The sequence below is a fragment of the Methylotenera sp. 1P/1 genome, from assembly GCF_000384355.1.
In the GTDB taxonomy this organism is placed as follows: domain Bacteria; phylum Pseudomonadota; class Gammaproteobacteria; order Burkholderiales; family Methylophilaceae; genus Methylophilus.
In genome coordinates this window covers 397,687-421,957 of record NZ_ARWC01000001.1, presented here as the reverse complement: position 1 = coordinate 421,957, position 24,271 = coordinate 397,687, and the positions used below count along the sequence as shown (strand labels likewise).

General features: G+C 45.9%; 25 protein-coding genes. 5 read left to right on the top strand and 20 right to left on the bottom strand.

Annotated features, from left to right (window positions below; genetic code table 11):
• Positions 1 to 25: 25 nt before the first annotated feature.
• The 4 genes from ccoS to A3Q3_RS0101975 form a co-directional block, all read right to left on the bottom strand.
• Positions 26 to 163 (bottom strand): cbb3-type cytochrome oxidase assembly protein CcoS, encoded by a 138-nt coding sequence (gene ccoS, locus A3Q3_RS0101990; protein ID WP_020181893.1) that lies wholly within the window; start codon positions 161 to 163, stop codon positions 26 to 28.
• A 7-nt stretch (positions 164 to 170) separates the two neighbouring features.
• Positions 171 to 2,447: a cation-translocating P-type ATPase gene (locus A3Q3_RS13500; RefSeq protein ID WP_020181892.1), complete on the bottom strand. Its 2,277-nt coding sequence runs from the start codon at positions 2,445 to 2,447 to the stop codon at positions 171 to 173.
• Positions 2,448 to 2,667: 220 nt separating this feature from the next.
• Positions 2,668 to 4,107, bottom strand: coding sequence for a cytochrome c oxidase accessory protein CcoG (gene ccoG / locus A3Q3_RS0101980; RefSeq protein WP_020181891.1), 1,440 nt, complete (start codon positions 4,105 to 4,107; stop codon positions 2,668 to 2,670).
• A 151-nt stretch (positions 4,108 to 4,258) separates the two neighbouring features.
• Positions 4,259 to 5,677 (bottom strand): PLP-dependent aminotransferase family protein, encoded by a 1,419-nt coding sequence (locus A3Q3_RS0101975; protein ID WP_020181890.1) that lies wholly within the window; start codon positions 5,675 to 5,677, stop codon positions 4,259 to 4,261.
• A 223-nt stretch (positions 5,678 to 5,900) separates the two neighbouring features.
• Here A3Q3_RS0101975 and A3Q3_RS0101970 point away from each other — a divergent pair, with 223 nt between their 5' ends.
• Complete coding sequence (locus A3Q3_RS0101970; protein WP_020181889.1) at positions 5,901 to 7,061, top strand: IS30 family transposase; 1,161 nt, start codon at positions 5,901 to 5,903, stop codon at positions 7,059 to 7,061.
• A gap of 11 nt (positions 7,062 to 7,072) precedes the next feature.
• On the opposite strand, the gene A3Q3_RS0101965 is transcribed toward A3Q3_RS0101970, so the two are convergent.
• The 16 genes from A3Q3_RS0101965 to A3Q3_RS0101890 form a co-directional block, all read right to left on the bottom strand.
• The gene (locus A3Q3_RS0101965; RefSeq protein WP_020181888.1) at positions 7,073 to 7,444 is read right to left on the bottom strand and encodes a hypothetical protein; all 372 of its coding nucleotides are present in this window, start codon (positions 7,442 to 7,444) and stop codon (positions 7,073 to 7,075) included.
• Positions 7,445 to 7,530: 86 nt separating this feature from the next.
• Entirely contained in the window at positions 7,531 to 8,295 is a 765-nt protein-coding gene (locus A3Q3_RS0101960) for an MBL fold metallo-hydrolase (protein ID WP_020181887.1), read from the bottom strand.
• Positions 8,286 to 9,062, bottom strand: coding sequence for a TatD family hydrolase (locus A3Q3_RS0101955; protein WP_026361687.1), 777 nt, complete (start codon positions 9,060 to 9,062; stop codon positions 8,286 to 8,288). Before A3Q3_RS0101955 ends, A3Q3_RS0101960 begins: the two co-directional genes overlap by 10 nt.
• A gap of 11 nt (positions 9,063 to 9,073) precedes the next feature.
• A complete protein-coding gene (locus tag A3Q3_RS0101950; protein ID WP_020181885.1) occupies positions 9,074 to 9,442 on the bottom strand; it encodes a PilZ domain-containing protein in 369 nt (122 codons plus the stop codon).
• A gap of 41 nt (positions 9,443 to 9,483) precedes the next feature.
• A complete protein-coding gene (gene holB / locus A3Q3_RS0101945; RefSeq protein WP_020181884.1) occupies positions 9,484 to 10,473 on the bottom strand; it encodes a DNA polymerase III subunit delta' in 990 nt (329 codons plus the stop codon).
• A gap of 5 nt (positions 10,474 to 10,478) precedes the next feature.
• A complete protein-coding gene (tmk, locus tag A3Q3_RS0101940; protein ID WP_033424924.1) occupies positions 10,479 to 11,093 on the bottom strand; it encodes a dTMP kinase in 615 nt (204 codons plus the stop codon).
• Between the two features lie 3 nt (positions 11,094 to 11,096).
• On the bottom strand, positions 11,097 to 12,092 hold the full coding sequence (mltG, locus tag A3Q3_RS0101935; RefSeq protein ID WP_026361686.1) for an endolytic transglycosylase MltG: 996 nt from the start codon (positions 12,090 to 12,092) through the stop codon (positions 11,097 to 11,099).
• Positions 12,089 to 12,910 (bottom strand): aminodeoxychorismate lyase, encoded by an 822-nt coding sequence (pabC, locus tag A3Q3_RS0101930; protein WP_026361685.1) that lies wholly within the window; start codon positions 12,908 to 12,910, stop codon positions 12,089 to 12,091. Before pabC ends, mltG begins: the two co-directional genes overlap by 4 nt.
• Before the next feature lie 77 nt (positions 12,911 to 12,987).
• Positions 12,988 to 14,220, bottom strand: a complete 1,233-nt coding sequence (gene fabF, locus A3Q3_RS0101925; RefSeq protein ID WP_020181880.1) for a beta-ketoacyl-ACP synthase II — start codon at positions 14,218 to 14,220, stop codon at positions 12,988 to 12,990.
• 43 nt (positions 14,221 to 14,263) lie between these two features.
• On the bottom strand, positions 14,264 to 14,500 hold the full coding sequence (gene acpP, locus A3Q3_RS0101920) for an acyl carrier protein (protein ID WP_020181879.1): 237 nt from the start codon (positions 14,498 to 14,500) through the stop codon (positions 14,264 to 14,266).
• Between the two features lie 104 nt (positions 14,501 to 14,604).
• Positions 14,605 to 15,345, bottom strand: a complete 741-nt coding sequence (gene fabG / locus A3Q3_RS0101915) for a 3-oxoacyl-ACP reductase FabG (RefSeq protein WP_020181878.1) — start codon at positions 15,343 to 15,345, stop codon at positions 14,605 to 14,607.
• A 36-nt stretch (positions 15,346 to 15,381) separates the two neighbouring features.
• Positions 15,382 to 16,317 carry an ACP S-malonyltransferase gene (gene fabD, locus A3Q3_RS0101910; protein ID WP_020181877.1) on the bottom strand — a complete coding sequence of 312 codons (936 nt, stop codon included), beginning with the start codon at positions 16,315 to 16,317 and terminating at the stop codon, positions 15,382 to 15,384.
• Between the two features lie 25 nt (positions 16,318 to 16,342).
• Positions 16,343 to 17,284, bottom strand: a complete 942-nt coding sequence (locus A3Q3_RS0101905; RefSeq protein ID WP_020181876.1) for a beta-ketoacyl-ACP synthase III — start codon at positions 17,282 to 17,284, stop codon at positions 16,343 to 16,345.
• 41 nt (positions 17,285 to 17,325) lie between these two features.
• Positions 17,326 to 18,372: a phosphate acyltransferase PlsX gene (plsX, locus tag A3Q3_RS0101900; RefSeq protein WP_025224211.1), complete on the bottom strand. Its 1,047-nt coding sequence runs from the start codon at positions 18,370 to 18,372 to the stop codon at positions 17,326 to 17,328.
• A 168-nt stretch (positions 18,373 to 18,540) separates the two neighbouring features.
• The gene (gene rpmF / locus A3Q3_RS0101895; protein ID WP_020181874.1) at positions 18,541 to 18,720 is read right to left on the bottom strand and encodes a 50S ribosomal protein L32; all 180 of its coding nucleotides are present in this window, start codon (positions 18,718 to 18,720) and stop codon (positions 18,541 to 18,543) included.
• Positions 18,721 to 18,859: 139 nt separating this feature from the next.
• Entirely contained in the window at positions 18,860 to 19,354 is a 495-nt protein-coding gene (locus A3Q3_RS0101890) for a DUF177 domain-containing protein (RefSeq protein WP_020181873.1), read from the bottom strand.
• 136 nt (positions 19,355 to 19,490) lie between these two features.
• Here A3Q3_RS0101890 and A3Q3_RS0101885 point away from each other — a divergent pair, with 136 nt between their 5' ends.
• The 4 genes from A3Q3_RS0101885 (at position 19,491) to A3Q3_RS0101870 (ending at position 24,262) form a co-directional block, all read left to right on the top strand.
• Positions 19,491 to 20,909, top strand: coding sequence for an acetyl-CoA carboxylase biotin carboxylase subunit (locus A3Q3_RS0101885; protein WP_020181872.1), 1,419 nt, complete (start codon positions 19,491 to 19,493; stop codon positions 20,907 to 20,909).
• 26 nt (positions 20,910 to 20,935) lie between these two features.
• Entirely contained in the window at positions 20,936 to 22,774 is a 1,839-nt protein-coding gene (oadA, locus tag A3Q3_RS0101880) for a sodium-extruding oxaloacetate decarboxylase subunit alpha (protein WP_020181871.1), read from the top strand.
• Positions 22,775 to 22,825: 51 nt separating this feature from the next.
• Positions 22,826 to 23,407 carry a nucleoside triphosphate pyrophosphatase gene (locus A3Q3_RS0101875; protein ID WP_020181870.1) on the top strand — a complete coding sequence of 194 codons (582 nt, stop codon included), beginning with the start codon at positions 22,826 to 22,828 and terminating at the stop codon, positions 23,405 to 23,407.
• 117 nt (positions 23,408 to 23,524) lie between these two features.
• Complete coding sequence (locus A3Q3_RS0101870; RefSeq protein ID WP_020181869.1) at positions 23,525 to 24,262, top strand: hypothetical protein; 738 nt, start codon at positions 23,525 to 23,527, stop codon at positions 24,260 to 24,262.
• Positions 24,263 to 24,271: the final 9 nt, after the last annotated feature.

Genomic DNA, 24,271 nt, shown 5'->3' with positions numbered 1-24,271 from the left:
ATTGCTGTATCCAAATTGATACAAATCAATCTTCGTGCAGAATACGTTCACCTTCCGGCTCAATGTCTTCAAATTGACCGGTATTAATTGCCCACCATAAGCCGCCTAAAATAAAAATCACCAGGACAACTGACAGCGGTACCAATAAAAATAAAATATCCATGATTGAGTTAACCCGTGTTACCTAAGCCGGATAAGTTATGCGTAGGCAATGTGGATAAACGCAAAGCGTTTGCCACTACCAAAAGCGAGCTCAATGCCATGCCTAACCCAGCCAGCCATGCTGGGAGCCATCCCATAATGGCAATTGGTACACACACCACGTTGTAAGATAAAGCCCACATTAAATTCTGTTTCACAATACGCATGGTGCGTTTAGCTTGACTCAGCAATAACACTACCATCCCAATTTGATTGTTCATTACCACAAAATCCGCTTGCGCTTGCGCCAATGGCACCGCCTGCCCCATCGCAATCGACACATTGGCAAGCGCTAAAATCGGTCCGTCATTTAATCCATCACCAATCATGGCTACTTGACTACCTTGCTGCTGCAGTAGTTGCATATGTAGCAATTTATCTTTTGGCGTACATCCACCACGAGCATGCGCGATCCCTACTTTTTGCCCAAAAGCGCTCACGGTATCGGCTTGGTCGCCTGACAATAATTGCACTTGGATGCCTTGCTGAATTAATGTACGGATAGATGACTCAGCATCGGCTCTGATGGACTCTTCAAACGTAAACGTCGCGATCCAACCGTGCTCAGAAACAAGATAAACCACAGGGGCCGCCATTCTATCTAAATTTTCTAATCCACAAAATACTGAAGAGCCTAATTTTAATGCGCCAATTGTAGAATTTGCGCTAAGCCCTGCGCCATGCACTTCTTTCACAGCACTTATGTGTAAATCTTGTGTTTGCAAATCTTGCGCTGGCGGCTGCGGCGCAGCTGCTTGCACAATGGCTTTGGAAAGTGGGTGCAGCGAGGCACTGGCAAGCGTAGCTGCTATCGCCAGTGCTTGTACTGGCGTGTACTCTGATGCAGTGTCTATGCTTGCAATCGTCAGCGCATCTTGGGTGAGGGTGCCGGTTTTATCAAACACCACAGTATCTACCTGTGATAGCGCCTCAAGTGCCTGCATTTTTCTAACCAATACACCTTTTTGCGCCAACGCGCCGGAGATAGTCAACATGGCAGCCGGTGTCGCGAGCGATAACGCACAAGGGCAAGTGACAATCAACACAGCGACAGCCGCCATCAAGGCACGCGCATGATCAGTTGGCCATAAGAGGATAGCCGCAATCGCGGCGGCAAGCATCACACCTATTAAGAAAGGTCTGGCAATACGATCTGCAATCATCGCTAACCTTGGCTTCTCAATCGAGGCACGCTCCATCAGACTGACAATTTGTGCGTAACGTGTATTGTTACCTAGCTGGGTGACACGCACTTCTATTGGTGTCTGCAAATTGTAGCTACCGGCAATGACTGTTTGGCCGACAGTTTTCACGAGTGGGTAGGACTCCCCTGTCAACAACGCTTCATCTACTCGCGTCTCACCTGTCAAGACCTGACCATCGGCAGGGAAAGCTTCACCGGGAAGTACTCGTACAACGTCATCCACCTGTAATCGATTGACAGCAATACGCTCAAACACACCCTTTGCAGTGAGGTGTTCAATGGTGCTAGGCAATCTGCGCATCAGCACATCTAGCGCACCGGCGGTGCGGTCTCGCATTCTGAGCTCTAACCAACGGCCTGTGAGTAGAAAAAATACAAACATCGTGAGCGAATCAAAGTAGACTTCTTGGCCCCACCACCCCTCTGGCTGGAAGGTACCGGCAGAACTGACAACAAAAGTGATGAGAATGCCTAGCGCCACCGGCAGATCCATACTGATTTGGCGATTTTTTAAATCATTGAAAGCGTTACTAAAGAAAGGCGTTGCAGAAAACAACATGACGGGTAACGTCAGCACCCAAGACGCCCAGCGCAATAACGTTTGAATATCCTGCGTCATGTCACTCGATGGGGAAATGTAAGCAGGATATGCGTACATCATGACTTGCATCATACAAAAGCCAGCCACTAACATGCGCCATAACATTAAGCGCTGTTGCTTACGGCGTGCATCCAGATTAAACACTTCATTGGCAGGCAATGCAGCATAGCCAGCTTGGCTGAGTGCATTCATCCAAGTAGATGGTTTGGTGGTATCCGCAGACCAAGTAATACGCGCACGCTTACTGGTTGCGTTGACTTCAGCAGAGATGACCCCTGCAACAGACGTCAGCGCACGCTCTACATTCATCGCACACGCGGCACAGTGCATGCCATCCACCACAATATGAGATTCCCAAACCTGTTTTGGCGAATTGAGTGCATGACTAAACTTGGCCCATTCGTCGGTCTCGTCTAATCCTATGTAGGCTGCATTGTTCAAGGTTGGAATCCCAAAGGATAATTAAACATACGGGTTCACGCCTAACCACGTGTTTAACCATCTAAATCAAGCTGCACATTATATAAATATACATAATGTACCTCAATTAAATAATACGGTTTTTGCCAACTGTTACACTTGGTTACAATTTGCATAGCACAATATTAAATGCCGTATTAAATAACATATTGATATAACGCAATCTTGTTTGATTGAATGGTTATCTAGGCACATAGAACATAGACTCTTCCACCACAAGTGCATGCATATCGGTAGCTTTGATGGTAAAGCGAATCGGATGCGTGCCACTGGTGATTTTTCCATCAGGCAGTTGCAAACTGATAGGGAACATTTGCTCACTGGCCGGATTAACTTTTACAGTGGATTGCCCAATCACCGAAAGCTGCTCAATGCCATGCACCGTGATTTTGTAATCATGTGCTGACTCTGTGGTATTGGTAATTTGCAGGCGATACACGTTTTCAATATGCCCATCTGACGTAAACCGCGCCATCACGCCACGGTCACGCACCACATCCACTTTAAATGGAGTACGCACAGCCAAGGAAACTACCAGCCCAATTGAGACTACCAGTAGTATCGCACTGTAAATCAACACTCTCGGTCTCAATACTTTACGCAGAATGGAGGTAGATAGTTGCGGTTGCTCCATATCAGTTTTAGTTGAGAAGCGAATCAGGTTACGTGGGTACTCCATCTTATCCATGATGTCGTTACAGGCATCAATGCACAGGCCGCAACTGATGCATTCGTATTGCAAGCCGTCTCTGATATCAATCCCCACCGGGCATACCTGCACACACATCTTGCAATCGATACAATCACCCAACCCCACTGCTTCGGCCTTCACATGGCGGGAGCGCCCGCTTCTTGGCTCTCCGCGCTGCTCGTCGTAAGCAACGATAAGTGTATTGTCATCAAACATAGCACTTTGAAAGCGCGCATATGGGCACATATATTTACATACCTGCTCCCGCAAGAAACCAGCATTGCCATAGGTCGCAAACCCATAAAAGCAAATCCAAAAGGTTTCCCACCCACTCAGGTTAAACACCACGATATGCTGCATCAAATCGCGAATTGGCGAAAAGTAGCCTAGGAATGTAAAGCCAGTCCACATGGAAAAACTTATCCAAATGGCGTGTTTACTCAACTTTTTGCTTAGTTTATGTACACCTATTGGTTGGCTGTCTAAACGCATCCGCGCTAAACGGTCACCTTCCACCTTGCGCTCTATCCACAGAAAAATCTCTGTATACACCGATTGCGGGCAGGAAAAACCACACCATAAACGACCAGCCACTGCAGTAAACAAAAACAAAGCCATGGCTGAAATAATCAGGATGAAAGCTAGGTAGATTAAATCTTGCGGGAACAGCACCAAGCCAAACAAGTAGAATTTATGCGCCGTAATATCAAACAACACTGCTTGGCGATTACCCCAACTTAACCAAGGCACCAGATAAAATATGCATTGCGTTAGCCATATCATGGCCCAACGCCAGTTTTTGAAATACCCAGCAATCGCGCGCGGGTACACTTTGCTTTGACTGGCATATAAAGAGACATACTGCTCTTCCGATGCTTGTGGAAGAATTGGAATGATTTTTTTACTGCGTTTAAGCTCTGATCTCAGCATACATAGGCCTTTGGATAACAGAAAGGTGCAGCGTTAGATTAAAGAAAAAAACAGATTAAAAACAGCATCAGATATTGATATAAAAACCATATCAGATGATAAAAAAGCCTACAAAAATTGTGTGATCTTTAGCTAAAACTTACTTGAGATGCTATTTCATTTCAGCTTGAATCAGCTGACCAAGCTTTATCAGCGCTTGTTCAATACTCGCATCCCAAATGTGTCCATAATTTAGGCGAATATATTCTTGAAATTGTTGCTGCGCAGAAAAAATGGGGCCAGGGGCGATGCTGATCCCTAACTGCAGCGCTTGGCGATGAATGCTAAGTGCATTCACACCATCAGGCAGTTTTGCCCATAAAAAATATCCGCCTTGTGGCACGGTAAGCCGTGTCCCCTCTGGAAAATAGCGTTCAATCGCCTCAATATACTTGATTTGATTCACCATCAGGGTATGACGCAATCGGCGCAGGTGCTTGTCATAGCCACCTTTTTGCAGGTAGCGTGCGATCGCGAGCTGTGCAGGCACAGAGGCCGAAATCGTTGTCGTGAGCTTTAGGCGTTCCACCTGTTTAGCAAAGCGACCAGCAACTACCCACCCTACTCGATAACCTGGTGCTAGGCATTTGGAAAAGGAAGCACAATGCATCACCAATCCTTGACTATCAAATGCTTTCGCCGGTGTGGGACGCTGCTCTCCAAAATACAACTCTCCATAGACATCATCTTCAATCAATGGAATCTCGTAGCTTGCCAGCATGCTGACTAATGCTTGCTTCTTCTCATTCGTCAGCAAGCTACCCAACGGATTTTGAAAATTGGTCATCAGCCAACATGCCTTAGGTTGATGGCTTTGAATCGCGTGCTCCATGGCTACCAAATCCACGCCGTGCTTGGGGTGACTAGGCACCTCCACTGCTTTGAGCCCAATCCGCTCTATGGATTGTAATGCCGCATAGAACGTGGGTGATTCAATCAGCACGGTATCGCCAGGCCGTGTCACCGCCATCAAACACAGGTTCAGCGCCTCTAGTGCGCCATTGGTAATCACAATATCGTCCGCGGTGACTTGCATGCCATCAATCATATAGCGCAATGCAATTTGGCGTCTTAGCTCTAAATCGCCAGCGCTAATATTGTCGATACTCATCCAAGGGTCAGCATGCTCAATGGCAGCACTCAGCATGCGGCCAAGGCTCTTTAGCGGAAATAACAATGGGCTGGGGAATGCAGAGCCAAAAGGCACCACAGCCTTACTACGAATCGCTGCCAACACTTCAAATACCAAATGGCTGACATCGACTTCGGATGGGCTTATCTCTTGGTTAGCGCTAGGCTCTGGCAGGTTAGGAATGCTGGTTGCACCCGCATTCACAAAGTAGCCGGAACGCTCGCGTGCAATAATTAAACCACGGGATTCTAGTAAATAGTACGCTTGAAACACTGTGGCAGCACTTACCTGTCGGCTCACACTGGTATGACGTACTGACGGCAATCTATCCCCTCTGCGTAAAACGCCAGTTTGGATAGAAATAGCAATACTATCAGCCAGTTGCTCGTATAGCTTCATTGCGGTCAGTATCCATGAAAATACATAATGATTAAGAAAATAGATGATTGATAAATAAGATGAGGTTATTGTACTGCGTTTTACTTTCAGCCTAGTTAAACGTGGTGCGGGCACAAAAAATAAGCCTGCAATTGCAGGCTTATTGGAAAATCAGGTTAGACGTGTGAGTTCAACCGGTCGATGCAACACGTTATTCTTATACAAAAGAATGAGGTGTTGAAAAATGAAATACAGACCAAGAATTTATTATAGTGATGAGCAGAAAGCTATCATGTGGGATCGCTGGAAAAAAGGTGACTCGCTGCATGATATAGCCCGTTTATTTGACAGAAATCACTCTTCAGTAGGGCGTATATTATCTCTGACAGGTGGGATAAGACCGCCACAAAGAATACGTTCACATCTAGCTTTATCACTATCAGAGCGTGAAGAAATTTCCAGAGGTGTGGCAAGTCAAGAATCGTTTCGTTCGATTGCCCATCGGCTTGGACGCTCTCCATCTACCATTAGCCGTGAAATCAAGCGTAACGATGGTTATCAGCAATATCGGGCAACACAAGCTGATCAAGCTGCCTGGGATCGTGCTAAACGTCCAAAGCTTTGCAAACTATCAGGCAATCAAGAGTTAATAAAAACCATCACATGTAAGCTACAATCAAACTGGTCACCGCAACAAATTGCCGGTTGGTTGAAAAGAGAGTTTCCTACAGAAGAGCATAATCAAGTGTCACATGAAACCATCTATCGTAGCTTGTATGTTCAGACTCGTGGCGTATTGAAAAAGGAGTTAATTCAATACCTGAGGACGAAACGTATTATGCGTCGCTCCAAGCATTCGAGCTTGAAAGGCAATGGGCTTGGTCAGATTACCGATACAGTATCAATCAGTGAACGCCCAGCCTCCATAGAGGATAGAGCTATACCAGGGCATTGGGAAGGCGACTTGATAGCGGGGTCTAAAAACAGCTACATCGTGACATTGGTCGAGCGTCACTCACGATTCGTAATGTTAGGTAAGATTAAAGACCGAAAATCCGAAAGCGTTGTATCTGCTTTAATCAAGCAAGCAAAGAAACTCCCCAATGAGTTATACAAATCACTCACTTTGGATAGAGGTACGGAGTTTGCAGAACATCGCCGTTTTCAAGTGGAAACGAATATTGATGTGTACTTTTGCGACCCCAACAGTCCTTGGCAGCGTGGAAGCAACGAAAACACTAATCGCTTATTGAGGCAGTACTTTCCAAAAGGTACTGACTTATCGGTACACTCACAAGCTAAACTAAGCGCAGTGGCTAGACGGTTAAACGAAAGGCCTCGTAAAACATTAGATTACGAGACCCCAGCAGAAAGATTTAAAGCGTGTGTTGCGTCGACCGGTTGAACTCACACGTATTAACGGTTATTGAAAAAACCAATATTCATGACTTTATCATTCACAAAGGTAATTTCAGTTTCTTTGTAGGTACGTTTTGGGTCATATTTCACAATGTTCTTGTAGTACCACATTTCCACTTTCACTGGTTTGGAGTTCTTTTCTTCTACGTTTTTACCTAGCATAGTCCCAGCATTGGTTGGCTTTACAGACAATTGCTTTTTGGCGGGCGTGCCTAATTTTGCCTCTACCACTTTTTTAGATTTACCACTAAACGAATCCAAAAACTCGTCTTCCGTATAAGTTTTACCTCCCGCAAAACTCAGCGAAGAAGCCACAGATAATGAGATTGCCATCAATAAATTAAAGATTGAAACGGTGGAGATTTGCATGGTAATTAGATTTCCTATCATTTTCTAACAATAACGCTTTTTAATTGAATGTGTTGACACCGCTAGACAAGTTAATCCTAGACAAGCTAACTGAAGTTAAGTTTTAACCCATCATAGCCAACATACACATTACTTGGTAGCAGACTGCTCAAGGTTTCGTATTCTAATTCATGTGTCATATGAATCATAACACTTTGTTTTGCGCCGATTTGCGCAACTAAAGCTAAGCTTTGCTCCAGATTTACATGCGTGGGATGCGCCTCGTGACGTAAACAGTCGATCAACAGCAATTCCAGCCCCTCTAGCAGTGGGAATGAGGTTTCCGGAATGGCAGAGACATCCGTCAGGTACGCCATATTACCAATGCGATACCCATAAATCATCATGCGTCCATGCACCACTGGAATCGGCGTAATGGTTTGCCCAAGCAGCGTAAATGGCTTTTCAACGGCTTCTATGCTCAATACCGGTAGATCCCAAAAGTGGCTAGGCGCGCGAATGGCATAACCAAACTTGGCCATAATATGATCTACGGCATCTTGCTTGGCGTACAAAGGAATTTGTTGGCGATTACGTTGGCAAAATGCCCGTAAATCATCAATCCCATGGATATGGTCTGCATGCGTGTGTGTGTAAAGCACCGCATCTACACGGGTGAGTTGTTCCCTCAATGCCTGTATACGTAAATCCGGGCCAGTATCAATCAGAATATTTTCGCCAGTATTTAACTGCACCACGCTGGAGCAACGTGTACGATAGTTTCTGGGATGCGATGAAGTGCAGGTTGCGCAATCACAAGCAATGACCGGTGTCCCCGCGCTGGAACCGGCGCCAAGGATAGTCAGTTGCATGGGACAGCATCGGCAAACAAACGAAAGAAATTGTCGGTAGTCGCTTGCATCACCTCTTCTAACTCAATCCCACGTAACTGCGCGATTTCCAGTGCCGTATAACGCACATAAGCGGGCTGATTGGTTTTCCCTCTAAATGGGATAGGCGCTAAATAAGGTGAATCTGTTTCTACCAATATACGGTTCAGTGGAATCGCTTTGGCAACCTCTTTAAGCTGGCCGGCGTTTTTAAAAGTAACAATACCGGAAAATGAAATATAAAATCCGAGTTCAATGGCCTGCAGCGCAACCTCTAACGACTCGGTAAAGCAATGCATCACACCGCCCACCAACTCTGCACGCTCTTCACGCATGATACGAATGGTGTCTTCTGCCGCACTGCGTGTATGAATAATCAATGGCTTATTGGCAATAATCGCTGCACGAATATGCGTACGAAAGCGCTCACGCTGCCACGCCAAATCTCCGGTCAATCTAAAATAGTCTAGGCCAGTCTCACCGATGGCAACCACTTTGGGATGCTCAGCCAGCTTGACCAACACCTCGACCGTGGGCTCTTCTATATCTTCATAATCGGGATGCACGCCCACAGATGCGTAAAAATTATCGTACGCCTCTGCCAATGCAAGCACTTCATGCACTTTATCTAAAGTGACGGAAACACAGAGTGCGTGCCCTACTTGCGATTCGACCATCGCAGTGCGTACAGCCTCTATGTTTTGGGAGAGTTCGGGAAAGTTTAAATGGCAGTGTGAATCAACTAACATACATCACCACACTACATTGTATGGGTAGGACGATTCGACTTTAGTGCGCCACCCAAGATTGATTCGATTTTGTTTTTAACTTCGATACCGCCGTCTTTTTCACTAAATTGCACGCCGATACCCTGTGGGCGATTGTTCACCGGAGCCGGTGAAACCCAGACCACTTTACCTACCACTTTAAGTTTGACTGGATCATCGACCAAACTTAACAACATAAACACCTCTTCGCCCATCTTGAAGTTTTTATTGGTAGGGATAAATAAGCCGCCGCCCTTGATGTAAGGCATATAAGCAGCATATAGCGCAGCTTTTTCTTTAATCGCAAGTGACAATACGCCTGGTTTATTGGCGGCTTCTTTTTGTTCGGTATCTGGCTGCATAAAACTATAACTCTCAAGTGATGGGCACGTTTCGCACCATGTTAATGCTTAAATGCTTTTTTATACTGTAACAGTAAATTTTCCAGTTGTAATTCCTGACTCAATGGATGGTTTGCTGTTTGTTTGGCTTGCACCAACTGGCGCTGAAACTCTAACAGGACGCCTAAGTTTACGCTTTTCGCCAGCGCTTGCAAAGGCTTGCCTAGTTGCATGTGGTAATGATGCGGTAATTGGTGTAATGCCAACTGAAGATCAAACACCCACTTCTGCAACAGTGTGATGGCATGCTCCATGCCCTGCTCTATCAACAAACCCGCACACACTGCACTGTCTAACTTGGCCCCTTTCGCCAACTGCTGAAACACATTCGATTGCGCTGAAAAATCAGCTTGCATCTGTAGCACAGCCAATGGCGCCCCACCATGATAGTCCAGCAGATCTGCAGCATTGGCTACTTTTTGTCCAGCCAGCCACTCAATCGCCACATTACGCTCTGGGATTGGCATTGCAATGGATTGGCAACGACTCAAGATGGTCGGTAATAGTCGGTGAATTTGATGTGTCACTAAAATAAATATCGTGTTATTTGGCGGTTCTTCCAGCACTTTTAGCAATGCATTGGCCGAAGCTGTATTCAATGCTTCGGCTGGGTGGATCAATACCACGCGTAAGCTAGAGACTCCGTGGTTGGTCAGGCTTAACATTTGTATCAATTGACGGATCTGGTCAACTGAAATCTGCGTTTTTTTGCCCGTTTTCTTTTTAGGGGCATCTTCTGCCGCGTCGATGTCTTCTGGCGTTATGTATTTAAAATCAGGATGCGCACCTTCTTTAAACCACGTACATTGCGGGCAAACATCACATGCCTCGCCATTTTTTGGCGTTGCACACAATAATGACTGGCTTAAATGCTGTGCAAAATCTAACTTGCCAACGCCTGCACGTCCATGCAACAGCAAAGCATGGCTTAAGCGGTCTTTTTGCTGATGAATGCGTTGCCAAATAGGCTGTTGCCAAGGATATATTTTCATATTAATTATATAGTTGCAATAATATCTGCAACTAAAACTTTAACTTTTTCCAATGGTTGATTCGCATCGATCACACGAAAGCGTTGTGGAAACTGCGCGGCGCGCTGTAAATAACTGCTACGTAATTGCTCAAAAAATGCCAAGCCTTCCCGCTCAAACTTGTCTGGTGCTCTAGCGGTAGAAAGCCTTTGTAGGCTGACTTCCGGTGGCACATCAAATAGCAAGGTCAGATCCGGTTGAAGCCCCATTTGCACCCATTGCTCCAACTGCATGATTTTTTCAGCAGCTACGCCTTTAGCACCACACTGATAAGCATAGGTCGCATCGGAGAATCTATCCGTCAGCACATATGCACCACGCGCCAAAGCCGGTTGAATCACCTGTGCAATATGCTCGCGCCGTGCCGAAAACATCAGCATAGCTTCGGTCTCAGGGTGCATAGGCTCATGCAGTAGAATTTCTCTTAACTTCTCTCCCAATGCCGTGCCACCGGGCTCTCGGGTAGACACAACCTCTACTCCACGCTGTTGTAATTGCAAAATAATTGACGGGATATGCGTACTCTTACCCGCACCATCCATGCCTTCTAAAGAGATAAACTTTCCGGAAGTATGCTTCATGATTTATTTCTGTAATTGATATTTAACAACGGCGCGGTTATGGTCAGCCAAATTATTCGAAAACGCATGGCTGCCATCTCCTTTGCCTACAAAATACAGCGCTTTCGTATTGGCCGGATGTAGCGCTGCTTCAATCGATGCCAGCCCGGGCATCGCGATGGGCGTTGGCGGCAAACCGCTACGCGTGTAAGTATTGTAGGGCGTGTCTTTCACCAAGTCTTTTCGGCGGATATTGCCTTGATAGTCATCGCCCATGCCATAGATAATAGTGGGGTCCGTCTGTAAACGCATGCCTATGCGTAGCCGATTGATAAACACGCCAGCAATCATTTCACGCTCACTGGCTTTACCGGTTTCTTTTTCGATGATAGAAGCCATGATTAAAGCATCATAGCTGGTTTTATATGGCAAACCATCCGCTTTGGTCGCCCATGCTTTGGTGAGCCTATTTTGCATGATTTCATAGGCGCGCTTTAACACCACCGTATCCAAAGTGCCTCGGTCAAAGTAAAAAGTATCCGGAAAGAACAATCCCTCCGCATGATGCTCCCCTCGCCCCACTACTTGCATGACCTCTGCGTCAGACAGCCCATGAATCGTATGTTTAATTGCATCGTTTTTAGCTAAGCGCTGACGCATTTGCTTAAACGTTTTACCCTCAATAAATGTAATGCTGCCTTGTGTCGATTTGCCATGGTTAAGTGACAATAGCAGTTGATATGGATTGATATTTTTATTGAGCGTGTAATCGCCAGCTTGTAGGTAAGGCTCTTTCTTGAGCGCTTTGGCCAACAATACAAAAGGCCATTCTGTCTTAAGTACGCCTTGCGCAACCAACTGCTCAGCAATACTTCTCAAGCTACTATTGGGCTTGATCGTAATTTCTTGCGCGTCCGGTCGGATATTGAGCGGTGTTTTCGCGTAGTACGCCATCCAGGCTGCTAACCCAACACATCCGATGATTGCTATCCATAGTAGCAACCGTAATTTTTTTATCATACCTTAAGCAACTCTCTTAAATCATGGGCTAGCGATCCAGCCGGCCAATGGGTATCGCCAATACGTCTTACTTGCCAAGCACCATATAGGCTATTACAGATAATGACTTCATCCGCCGACAACACATCACTTAAACGGATATGGCCTATCTCAGCTGTCAACTGAAGATAATGTGCCAAGTCTACAATACGCTGCCTAGTCACACCTGCCACGCCTGCTTGCGTCACATCCGGTGTAATCAAGCGCTTGCCAATCCGTATAAAAAAATTGGCGCTCGTGCACTCAATCACATGGCCATCCACATCCAGCATGAGCCCATCCACATAAACAGGGTCTAGACTTTCAGCACGCGCCAGCACGTTTTCCAAGCGATTTAAATGTTTAATGCCAGCCAGCATGGGTTGGTGCGCCACTGGCGTTTTGCACACATATAAAGACACTCCTTCGCTGAAGTTAGTTTCTGCATATACTGGCATTGGCGATTTCAACACGATACGTGTAGGCGTAGTCACCGCGGGTGGTGCATAGCCACGTTCGCCAATCCCACGCGTAATGATGACTTTAGCCACCGCTGTCTCATCTATCGTAAACAGCACCTGAAAGTCAGCCATCAGCAACTCTGCACTGGGGCAAACAATACCAATGGCACCACAGTCGGCGACCAGTTTTTGGTACTGAATGGGCCAGTTGACCGGTACGCAATCCACCACTTGGAAAGTGCGAAATACGCCATCGCCATAGCTCAAACCACGGTCTAACGCACTCACGGCATCATCTGTGCCGCCATTAATCAAATAGGTGTGTTGCTTATTCATCATGCGCAATTAAACCATAGCAGCTACAAACAAAAAAGCCTGTGCTATGGTTAACACAGGCTTTTTTAACATACCAAGCGCTAGACTTTTTTAAACAACAAGCTACCGTTGGTGCCACCAAACCCAAAATTGTTCTTCAGGGCATAATTGATTTTAAGATCACGTGCTGTATTCGCGCAGTAATCCAAATCACAATCTGGATCCGGATTCATCAGGTTGATGGTAGGCGGCGATAATTGATGGTGAATAGAAAGTACCGTAAAGACAGACTCCAACCCACCTGCTCCGCCTAATAAGTGACCTGTCATTGATTTAGTCGAGTTCACCACTAAATTGTATGCATGGTCACCAAATGTGGCTTTGATGGCATTGGTTTCATTGGTATCACCCAGCGGTGTAGAAGTGCCATGCGCATTCATAAACTGCACATCCGTTGGATTCACCCCAGCATTTTTCAACGCATTGACCATCGAACGTCTAGGTCCATCCATGTTAGGCGCAGTCATATGGTAGGCATCAGCACTCATGCCATAGCCAGAAAGCTCAGCATAGATTTTAGCGCCTCTGGCCTTGGCATGCTCATACTCTTCCAACACCAATACGCCAGCACCTTCGCCAATCACAAATCCATCACGGTCTTTATCCCAAGGGCGACTAGCCGTTGCCGGGTCATCGTTCCTGTTAGATAGCGCACGTGCAGAGGCAAAGCCCGCAACACTCAGCTCAGTAATGGCAGCTTCAGCACCGCCTGCCACCATGACATCGGCATCCCCGTACTCAATCATTCTTGAAGCATCACCAATACAGTGTGTACCCGTCGTACAGGCTGTCACAATGGCTACATTTGGCCCTTTTAAGCCAAACATAATGGATAGATTGCCGGAGATCATATTAATGATAGTGCCGGGAATGAAGAATGGAGACACTTTACGTGGACCACCTTCATCATAAGTATCGTTGGTGGATTCAATTAAGCCCAAGCCACCAATACCAGAACCAATGGCTACGCCAATACGCTCGGCATTTTGCTCGGTCACTTCGATACCGGAATCTTTGAACGCTTCTATCCCCGCGGCTAAGCCGTATTGAATAAAAGTGTCCATGCGTCTTGCATCTTTAGCTGGCAGAAAATCTTCTACGTTGAAGTTTTTCACTTCACCAGCTACTTGCGATGCAAAATTACTTGGATCAAATTTGGTGATACGGGTGATGCCTGATCGGCCTGCAATGAGGTTTTGCCAAGCGGTAGAAACCCCGATACCCACCGGAGAAACCACGCCTAAACCCGTCACTACTACTCTGCGTTTAGTCATATTAAGAAATCAGCCCTCTCTCGAGAGCTGATAAGTATGGAATTTATTTGAGGTTGGCGTTGACGTAGTCAATCGCTTGTTGCACTGTCGTAATTTTTTCTGCTTCATCATCTGGAATCTCGCAGTCAAACTCTTCCTCAAGTGCCATAACCAACTCAACTGTATCAAGTGAATCAGCTCCTAAATCATCCACAAAAGATGAATTATTTTTTACGTCAGCTTCGTTTGCACCTAATTGTTCACAAACGATTTTTTTTACGCGTTGTTCGATGTCAGACATCTAAATACCCCTTTAGTTAAAAATTAGCGTTGTTTTGCTAAGCGCACATTCTAGCAAAACTACGCAATAACACAAAAAATACTTATTAATTTACACAATAAGTATTAAGCGCAATACATACCACCATTCACATGAATGGTCTCACCAGTAATATACGCAGCACTTGGCGAAGCCAAAAAGGCCACTGTAGCCGCAATCTCATCCACATGGCCCAAACGTGCTAGCGGCACTCGCGTCAACATCTGATGCTTAATATCTTCCGGCAGTTCAGCCGTCATATCGGTTTCAATAAAGCCTGGTGCCACACAATTCACGGTAATCCCGCGGCTACCTACTTCGGCCGCTAAAGATTTTGTAAACCCTGTCATGCCCGCCTTGGCTGCTGCGTAGTTAGTTTGGCCTGCATTACCCATATGGCCTACCACACTAGAAATGTTGATAATACGACCTTGACGCGCTTTCATCATCGGGCGCAACACGGCCTGACTCATGCGAAATACAGATTTAAGATTGGTGTTCAGTACTGCATCCCAATCTTCGTCCTTCATCCGCATCAATAGTGTATCTTTAGTAATCCCGGCGTTATTCACAAGAATAGCCACATCCCCATATTGCTCGGCAATTTGTTTCAACACAGCATCCACTTGTTCAGGCTTTGTCACATCTAATGCCAAGCCCACGCCATTCACGCCAGCAGTTTTCAATGCTGCAGTAATTGCATCAGCACCAGCAGCAGAAGTTGCCGTACCAATCACGGTAGCGCCTTGTTCACCAAGTGCTTTTGCAATGGCTGCACCAATACCACGGCTGGCACCTGTGACCAACGCTATTTGATTATTTAACATTAGATATCCCCTGTAATATATTGATATTAATGAGTATTATTTATAAAATTTTAATGAGATAAACTCATTAATAGATGTTTGATTTGTCAACGCAACACAGCTCATATCGGCCACAATGCGTTTGGTGAGTCCAGCCAACACTTTACCTGGACCACATTCCGCAGCCACGGCAACACCTTGCTGATGAATCGCTTGTACTGTTTCCACCCATCTGACCGAGCTATACAATTGCTGTACTAAAGCATGCTTAATTGCATCTACATCCGTATAGCTTTTTACATCAGCATTATGTAGCACGCTGATGTTAGGTACTTGCACCTGTACAGACTTCAAGTACTCAGCCAATTTTTCTGCGGCAGGTTTCATTAATGCACAGTGCGAAGGTACGCTTACAGGCAACGGCAACGCACGTTTTGCACCTTTGGCTTTTGCCAACTCCATGCCGCGCTCTACTGCCGCTTTATTGCCAGCAATCACCACTTGTCCGGGCGAGTTAAAATTCACGGCTTCTAATACCTCGCCCTGCGCTGACTCGGCACAAACAGCACGCACCACATCATCGTCCAGCCCAAGAATAGCCGCCATCGCCCCTTGCCCTTCCGGCACGGCGCTTTGCATTACTTCAGCGCGGAACTTCACTAGAGGTAAAGCATCCTCAAAGCTGAGCGCACCTGCTGCCACTAGCGCGGTGTACTCACCCAAACTATGGCCAGCCAACACACTCGGCGCAGTGCCGCCCAGCTGTTGATAAGCACGCCAAGTAGCAACACCTGCTGTTAACATCAGCGGTTGTGTATGCTGTGTCTGGTTCAACAATTCGTTAGGCTCGGTCACCATCCCCCAAAAGTCTGTCTTGAGAGTGTCCGAGGCCTGTTGAAATGTCTCTTGAATGACAGCCAAACCTTCAAAACCAGCCATCATGCCAACCGATTGAGAACCCTGACCTGGAAAGAAAAATGCGAAATTCTGCATGCTGAAATATTCCTAAAATACGGTATTAATACTTAACAAGCGCGGAACCCCAAGTGAATCCGCCACCAAACGCTTCCATGAGAACGATTTGCCCGCGCTGAATTCGACCATCACGTACCGCAGTGTCCAAGGCAAGCGGGATAGAGGCCGCAGAGGTGTTCCCATGTTTATCTACAGTCACCACAACGCGATCCATCGACATATCTAATTTTTTAGCAGTTGCCTGCAAAATACGAATATTGGCTTGGTGCGGCACCAACCAGTCCACATCGGATTTTTGCAATCCGTTGGCAGTCAAGGTCTCGTCTACAATTTGATCCAAGGTGTTCACGGCCACTTTAAAGACGGCATTGCCTTCCATCTGCACGTAATCTTGCTTTCCACCACTTCTGGGTACATGCAACATTTTTTCATATTGCCCATCCGCATGAATATGTGTGGAAATCACGCCTTGTTCAGTACCGGCTTGTAAAATCACAGCCCCAGCACCATCGCCCCACAAGATACAGTTACTACGATCCGTGTAATCTGTAATGCGAGAAAAACTATCTGCGCCAATGACTAATACACAACGGTTAGTACCCGCTTTAATAAAGTTATTAGCTACTGCCAATGCATACACAAACCCACTACATACTGCCTGAATATCAAATGCAGGACAGCCAGAAATACCTAACTTACGCTGCACCATGGTGGCAACGCTTGGGAATATTTTGTCCGGCGTGGTGGTTGCCACAATAATCAAATCGATGTCTGAGGCTTGCACAGACGCCGCTAAAATTGCTTGCTTAGATGCCTCATAGGCAAGATCACTCGTGGTTTCCTGCTCAACAATGTGACGCTCACGTATTCCGGTTCGGGAAAAAATCCACTCATCGGTGGTATCCACCATTTTTTCTAAATCTTGATTGGTGAGGATTTTGGGTGGGAGGTAGCTACCTGTCCCGGCTATTTTTGAATAAATCATAGCGTGAGATTATGCCTGAAAAGTGCTGCAAAACCTACCATTTAAGCTGTTTGCTCAGTGACTGTTGGCGTAGAAAGAATTTGCGCATGCTCTAATTCCAGCTGCTCAGAGATGCGTTTTAACATACCACTGCCCGCCTCATCAATAGCCACATGTAGGGCATTGCAAAACGCCACACTGTCTGCGCCGCCGTGACTTTTCACAACGATACCGCGCAAACCGAGGAAACTCGCACCATTGTAACGGCGCGGATCCAAACGTTTTTTGAACGCCTTTAATACAGGCATCGCCCCTAGCGCCATCAGCTTGGTTAGCCAGTTCTTTTTAAACTCTTGCGTTAAAAATTTGCCCATCATGTGGGCCAAGCCTTCGGTGGTTTTTAAAGACACATTACCTACAAAGCCATCACACACCACAATATCGGTGGTACCTTTAAAAATATCATCGCCTTCAATATTGCCATAGAAATTGAGGTGACTATTGCGCAACAATTCGCCCGCCTGCTTCACCACTTCATTGCCTTTGATTTCTTCTGAGCCAATATTTAATAGACCAATGCTTGGATTCGGCTTGTTTTCAACGCTGCTGACCAACATCGCCCCCATGATGGCAAATTGGTACAAATGCTCAGGCGTGCAGTCTGCATTGGCACCCAAGTCCAACATAAAAGTTGTCCCTTTTTCCGAAGGCAATGAAGAGGCAATGGCAGGTCGATCAATTCCAGGCAGTGTTTTTAAAACGAAACGCGCAGTAGCCATCAATGCGCCAGTGTTACCAGCGCTGACACAAGCATGCGCCTCTCCGGTTTTCACCATATTAATGGCGACGCGCATAGAAGAGTCTTTTTTGTTTTTCAAAGCACTCTGTGGGGATTCGTCCATTTGCACCACTTCGCTGGCATGATGAATGCGTAGACGCGGACTAGTGCTGACCTTATGTGCAGTCATCTCAGCCTGAATCGCATCTTGCAATCCTACCAAAACGATATTTACTCTGGCATTTTCTCGAATAGCTTGAATTGCCGCCGGCACAGTTACGTGCGGCCCATGGTCACCGCCCATGGCGTCAATTGCAATCGTGATATCCATGTGCGGGTGATGGTGAGATGTGGTCATAATAGTATCCAAACGTGCATTCAAATGGGCCAATGGCCTGTGATTAACTCAAGCTAGATATGCAAACGCCGCACTTGTCACAGTGCGGCGCATTTAATTAACCTTGCTTTTGTATCAATAAAGATAGCAGCAGATTAACAATTACTCACCTTTAGCAGGCATTACTTTACGACCACGGTAGTAGCCATTTGGGCTCACGTGATGACGCAAGTGTGTCTCACCTGTCGTTGGCTCAACGGCTAATGGTGGGTTTGTTAAGAAATCGTGTGAACGATGCATGCCACGTTTTGAAGGTGACTTTTTATTTTGTTGAACTGCCATAATGTACTCCAATTAAAAACTGCCAAAAATGAAGATTAATGGCAATCATGTAAAATATGCGATAAGTGACTAATCCATAATAATAATCTATTTTGTGTTCATGTGTAAATCAAAACACAACATATTGTCATAAATTATCTTAATTTCCGTCCTTTTTTAAGGCCTTTAATACAGAAAACGGATTGGGCTTTTCCCCGCTCTCCAGACTTAACTGCTTACATTGCGTCTGATGTACTGGCGCAATCGGCAACGCAATCAACAACTCATCTTCTATTAGAGCCTGTATATCCATCGCCTCGGATGACTCAACCCAATCCAAATCATCATTCTCATCTAGCGCCGTAGCATCTTCAGCACTAATCACATAGTCAAAATGGAGCGTCATGGGCACATGGATCGACTCTAAGCAGCGCTGACACACCATGGGCAAATTTGCTTCAACATCCAAATGCAAACTTGGCAATTGAAAACGATGCGACTGTCCAGCCAGCTTAAAGCTCACTTTTGACGTACCAGCCACATGCTGTTCTGCCAGCATCGCATTCAAGCGTGTCAAATTGGCCAATGGTACATCTCCCACAAGTACTTGCTGTCGCTTGGCAAAATCCAGATTATTAATGTAATGCGCTTCCATTGCTTCCTCAAATCCACATACTTAAATGAAGAGTGCCATTCTAAACGTTGGGGCAAATTGTCGCCAGCGTCACCTTTATAAGCAGTGACGCCCGTGTTACAATTGAAAAGTTTGTTAGTCAGAATTCAGGTGTCTTGTGTTCAAAAAAATATTGGTCGCTAATCGTGGGGAAATCGCTGTACGCATTGTGCGCGCGTGCTCTGAGATGGGCATTAAATCGGTTGCCATTTATGCAGAGGCGGATCGCCATGCATTGCATGTAAAAAAAGCGGACGAAGCCTATAACATTGGGACGGATCCCGTTGCTGGCTACCTGAACGCGCACAATATCGTCAACGTGGCTGTAGCCGCAGGCTGTGATGCGTTGCATCCTGGCTACGGTTTTTTATCCGAGAATCCGGAATTAGCCGAAATCTGCGCACGCCGTGGCATTAAATTCATTGGTCCGGATGCCAATGTGATTCGCCAAATGGGCGACAAAATTCAAGCACGCAATGCCATGACCAGTGCTGGCATTCCATGCACACCGGGCAGTGATGGCAACTTGGAAAATTTGGACGAGGCGGTCAAGCTCGCCAACTCAATCGGCTATCCAGTCATGCTCAAAGCCACCAATGGCGGTGGTGGGCGCGGCATTCGACGTTGTGACTCTGAGAAAGATTTACTGACCAATTACGACCGTGTCATTTCCGAGGCGAGCAAAGCTTTTGGTAAGCCGGAAGTGTTCTTAGAAAAATGTGTGGTGTCACCACGCCATATTGAAGTACAAGTATTGGCCGACAGCCATGGCAATGTGATTCACTTGTTTGAACGTGATTGCTCTATTCAACGCCGCAACCAAAAACTGATTGAAATTGCACCCTCCCCACAACTTAGCCAAGCACAACGTGACTATATTGGCGGATTGGCAGTGAAAGCCGCCAAAGCAGTGGGTTACGAAAATGCAGGCACCGTAGAGTTCTTGCTTGATTCTGACAATACGTTCTACTTCATGGAAATGAATACGCGCTTGCAAGTGGAGCACACGGTGACAGAAACCATCACTGGCGTGGATATTGTGCAGGAGCAAATTCGCGTAGCCTACGGACTGCCATTGCAATACAAACAGAGCGAAATTCATTTCCGTGGCTTTGCCATGGAATACCGCATTAATGCGGAAGATCCTAAAAATGACTTTCTACCAAGCTTTGGTAAGATTACGCGCTACTACTCTCCGGGCGGCCCTGGGGTCAGAATGGATGCTGCCATTTACAGTGGTTATGTTATTCCGCCCTATTATGATTCGATGTGCGCGAAACTGACTGTTTGGGCGCTAGATTGGGAAGGCGTCATTGAGCGTGGCAGACGAGCACTTGATGACATGGTGGTATATGGTGTTAAAACCACCATTCCATATTACCAAGAAATCATGAAGCATCCCGACTTTAGAGATGCTAACTTTAACACCAGCTTTGTGGAAGCACACCCGGAGCTTGTTAACTACAAAACCGAGTTTCCACCTGAGTTATTTGCTGCAGCCATTTCTGCAGCGATTGCAGCACACGAAGGCATTTAATTATTAACGTTTTAGACTAAAAAATTATGAGCAAAATACATATCACCGAATTGGTTTTACGCGATGGTCATCAATCTCTAATCGCAACACGCATGCGCACTGAGGATATGCTACCTATTTGCCCACAATTAGATGCCGTAGGCTTCTGGTCATTAGAAGCATGGGGCGGCGCCACTTTTGATGCTTGCGTCAGGTTTTTAAAAGAAGATCCATGGGAGCGCTTAAAAAAACTACGTAAAGGGTTGCCAAACAGCCAAATTAACATGTTGTTGCGTGGCCAAAATTTACTGGGCTATCGCCATTACTCTGACGATGTGGTGCACGCATTTGTAAAACAAGCGGCCAATGCTGGTGTTGATGTATTCCGTATTTTTGATGCACTCAATGATGTACGCAACCTACAAACTTCAATTGAAGCGGTTAAAAAAGTAAAAAAACACGCCATTGGCACCCTCTCTTATACGACTAGTCCTGTACATGACATCGCCTACTTTGTAGACATGGCCAAAACATTGGAAAACATGGGCTGCGACAGTATTGGTATTAAAGACATGGCCGGATTACTCACGCCGACGATTGCCGGTGACTTAGTAAAGGCGCTTAAATCAGCAGTTAGTTTACCAGTTCACATGCATAGTCATGCAACGTCTGGTCTGGCTAGCATGGTGATGCTCAAGAGTGTGGAAAATGGTGTGGATATTATCGACACCTGTAACTCTTCATTCTCTGAAGGTGCTAGCCACCCAACGACAGAGAGTATGGTGGCTGCACTAAAAGGTACCGAATACGACACTGGCCTTGATTTGGCTAAGCTTCAAGAAATTACCGCATACTTTAAAGACGTACGTCAGAAGTACTGGCAATTTGAAAGCGCATTTACCGGTGTGGATACACGTGTATTGGTGAACCAAGTGCCTGGCGGCATGATTTCCAATCTATCCAACCAACTGAAAGAACAAGGCGCGCTGGACAAAATGGATGCAGTGTTGGCAGAAATCCCGCGTGTGCGCGAAGATTTGGGTTACCCCCCTTTGGTCACACCAACTTCACAAATCGTTGGTACGCAAGCAGTGCTTAATGTGATGACTGGTGGCCGCTATAAGTCCATTACCAATGAAGTAAAAAATTACTTCTTAGGTCAATACGGCAAAGCACCCTCTACCGTCAATGCGGAAGTAAAAAAACTGGCAGTGGGTGATGGTAAAGTCATTACTTGCAGACCCGCTGACTTACTGGAGCCAGAAATGGCAAAACTACAAGCAGAAGCAGATCGTATTGCGCAAAATGATGAGGATGTACTGACCTATGCCATGTTCCCGGACATTGGTAAAACATTCTTGCAGGAGCGCAATGCTGGCTCATTAAAACCAGAAGCACTGCTCACCAAAGAGGCTGTGAATACTTCATCTGCGCGCTACGCACCAAACGAATTTAAAGTGACCTTACACGGCGAGACTTTCCACATTAAGTTGACTGGAAGTGGTCATGCCGGTGAAGAGCAACGTCCATTCTACGTTTCTGTGGATGGTATTGCCGAAGAGGTCATTGTAGAAACACTGAGCGAAGTAGAAGTATCTGGCGGCAAATCTACCGCAAAAAAGAAAACTGCATCTGTTACCAGTAGTGGCCGCCCTCGCCCACACCATGCGGGCTGTGTCACTACCGCCATGCCGGGCACTATTGTCGCAGTAAAGGTCAATGTGGGCGATAAAGTGAAAGCGGGGGACGGCGTGCTGGTGATTGAGGCAATGAAAATGGAAAATGAAATTCAAGCGTCTAAAACAGGTACAGTGGTTGCCGTACATGTCGCTAAAGGCGACACCGTGACACCGGATGAGTCTTTACTTGAAATTCAGCCTGACTAATCAGCGAGGCCTGCCAGTGAACCACATGGCAGGTCTTACTGTATCTCGCTTATGAAACAAACCATCATCCTCGCTTCATCCTCAGTCTATCGGCGCGAGCTGCTACAAAAGCTACAAGTACAATTTAGCTGTGTTTCCCCAAAAATTGACGAAACGCCTTATCCAGATGAAAAGCCACATCAAACGGCATTAAGATTATCTGAAGAAAAAGCGAAAAAAGTAGCGGATGAATACCCGCATGCATTGGTCATTGGCTGTGACCAAGTCGCCACATTGGACAATACCGTTTTAGGCAAACCGCTTAATCATCAAAATGCTACCAAGCAATTACAATTGATGCGCGGCCGTGAAGTCACTTTCTACAGTGCACTTTGCTTGCTAAACGCGGCCACCGGCAATATACAATCCGAAGTGGTGCCTACTTTGGTCAAGTTTAGAAATTACTCTGACGAGGCCATCGAAAACTATCTGGCAAAAGATCAACCCTACCAATGTGCCGGCAGCGCCAAATCCGAAGGCTTGGGCATTGTGTTGATTGAAAGAATGTTAGGCGAAGACCCCAACGCATTGGTTGGCTTGCCATTAATTAAGCTGATTACTATGTTTTCCAATGAGGGCGTCACTATCGTTTAATTAAACGTTTAATTAAAAAAATTACAATATATAGTTGTAGGTGCTGTAAAAATTCCAATATATAGCGTATTATGCAATTCATATTTGATTATTAGCCTTCATTAAAAAGCTAACTATATGTCTACACAGAAAAAAACAATTAAAGTGTTCATGTTTTTACTACCAGCTCTGATCACATTGCTTGGTTATGCTGCTTTTCATGACATGCTATTCAAAGAACGTCCTTGTTTAATCAACTGTGATACACAATCCCCCTACTCTGATAACGAAAAATTAAAAAAATGGCTCGCATTTCTTGAGTCATTACGTGACAACCCGTTTGCCACAGACCCGACACGCAAAGGCAGTTCACCAACCGCATTAGACTTAGCTTTTCTACAAAATAAATTTGCCAACAAGGGCGACTATTTTCAACGCTATAAGCAGATGATTAGCGATTTAACCAATCCAACAGTCGTAAAAGAAGTCAATGAAGAGCGTAAATCACCTATTCACGTTGCTCAGCTAAGCGACCCTAGTACCACGAGTGACACTAACGCTCAAACCTTTGTTATTGACCAAGTGCCAGAGGACATTAAAGACCCTCTTTTTATTGTAGGGTCACCTAACGATCAACGATACCCTCCTAAGACGCCGTATTTCGAGAAAGATCAACCACTCGGCCCTCACAAACCTATTGAAGAACCAAAAGACCCTGGGCCTCCTGGTCCACCACCTCCACCTTATGAGCCAGGCAACGGTGGTCCTTTCAATCCAATATCCAACGTACCTGTACCGAAAGCCGTGTACTTATTACTAGGTTTAGCGCTTGCCATTGTGACTATTCGATTCAAGCTTTCTCACCGCACACACTGATACAGATGA

Excerpts from the sequence above, each read along its gene's own strand:
- ccoS (WP_020181893.1), bottom strand. The coding sequence starts at position 163 with ATGGATATTTTATTTTTATTGGTACCGCTGTCAGTTGTCCTGGTGATT.
- ccoG (WP_020181891.1), bottom strand. The coding sequence starts at position 4,107 with ATGCTGAGATCAGAGCTTAAACGCAGTAAAAAAATCATTCCAATTCTT.
- A3Q3_RS0101975 (WP_020181890.1), bottom strand. The coding sequence starts at position 5,677 with ATGAAGCTATACGAGCAACTGGCTGATAGTATTGCTATTTCTATCCAA.
- A3Q3_RS0101970 (WP_020181889.1), top strand. The coding sequence starts at position 5,901 with ATGAAATACAGACCAAGAATTTATTATAGTGATGAGCAGAAAGCTATC.
- A3Q3_RS0101965 (WP_020181888.1), bottom strand. The coding sequence starts at position 7,444 with ATGCAAATCTCCACCGTTTCAATCTTTAATTTATTGATGGCAATCTCA.
- A3Q3_RS0101960 (WP_020181887.1), bottom strand. The coding sequence starts at position 8,295 with ATGCAACTGACTATCCTTGGCGCCGGTTCCAGCGCGGGGACACCGGTC.
- A3Q3_RS0101955 (WP_026361687.1), bottom strand. The coding sequence starts at position 9,062 with ATGTTAGTTGATTCACACTGCCATTTAAACTTTCCCGAACTCTCCCAA.
- A3Q3_RS0101950 (WP_020181885.1), bottom strand. The coding sequence starts at position 9,442 with ATGCAGCCAGATACCGAACAAAAAGAAGCCGCCAATAAACCAGGCGTA.
- holB (WP_020181884.1), bottom strand. The coding sequence starts at position 10,473 with ATGAAAATATATCCTTGGCAACAGCCTATTTGGCAACGCATTCATCAG.
- tmk (WP_033424924.1), bottom strand. The coding sequence starts at position 11,093 with ATGAAGCATACTTCCGGAAAGTTTATCTCTTTAGAAGGCATGGATGGT.
- mltG (WP_026361686.1), bottom strand. The coding sequence starts at position 12,092 with ATGATAAAAAAATTACGGTTGCTACTATGGATAGCAATCATCGGATGT.
- pabC (WP_026361685.1), bottom strand. The coding sequence starts at position 12,910 with ATGATGAATAAGCAACACACCTATTTGATTAATGGCGGCACAGATGAT.
- fabF (WP_020181880.1), bottom strand. The coding sequence starts at position 14,220 with ATGACTAAACGCAGAGTAGTAGTGACGGGTTTAGGCGTGGTTTCTCCG.
- acpP (WP_020181879.1), bottom strand. The coding sequence starts at position 14,500 with ATGTCTGACATCGAACAACGCGTAAAAAAAATCGTTTGTGAACAATTA.
- fabG (WP_020181878.1), bottom strand. The coding sequence starts at position 15,345 with ATGTTAAATAATCAAATAGCGTTGGTCACAGGTGCCAGCCGTGGTATT.
- fabD (WP_020181877.1), bottom strand. The coding sequence starts at position 16,317 with ATGCAGAATTTCGCATTTTTCTTTCCAGGTCAGGGTTCTCAATCGGTT.
- A3Q3_RS0101905 (WP_020181876.1), bottom strand. The coding sequence starts at position 17,284 with ATGATTTATTCAAAAATAGCCGGGACAGGTAGCTACCTCCCACCCAAA.
- plsX (WP_025224211.1), bottom strand. The coding sequence starts at position 18,372 with ATGGATATCACGATTGCAATTGACGCCATGGGCGGTGACCATGGGCCG.
- rpmF (WP_020181874.1), bottom strand. The coding sequence starts at position 18,720 with ATGGCAGTTCAACAAAATAAAAAGTCACCTTCAAAACGTGGCATGCAT.
- A3Q3_RS0101890 (WP_020181873.1), bottom strand. The coding sequence starts at position 19,354 with ATGGAAGCGCATTACATTAATAATCTGGATTTTGCCAAGCGACAGCAA.
- oadA (WP_020181871.1), top strand. The coding sequence starts at position 20,936 with ATGAGCAAAATACATATCACCGAATTGGTTTTACGCGATGGTCATCAA.
- A3Q3_RS0101875 (WP_020181870.1), top strand. The coding sequence starts at position 22,826 with ATGAAACAAACCATCATCCTCGCTTCATCCTCAGTCTATCGGCGCGAG.
- A3Q3_RS0101870 (WP_020181869.1), top strand. The coding sequence starts at position 23,525 with ATGTCTACACAGAAAAAAACAATTAAAGTGTTCATGTTTTTACTACCA.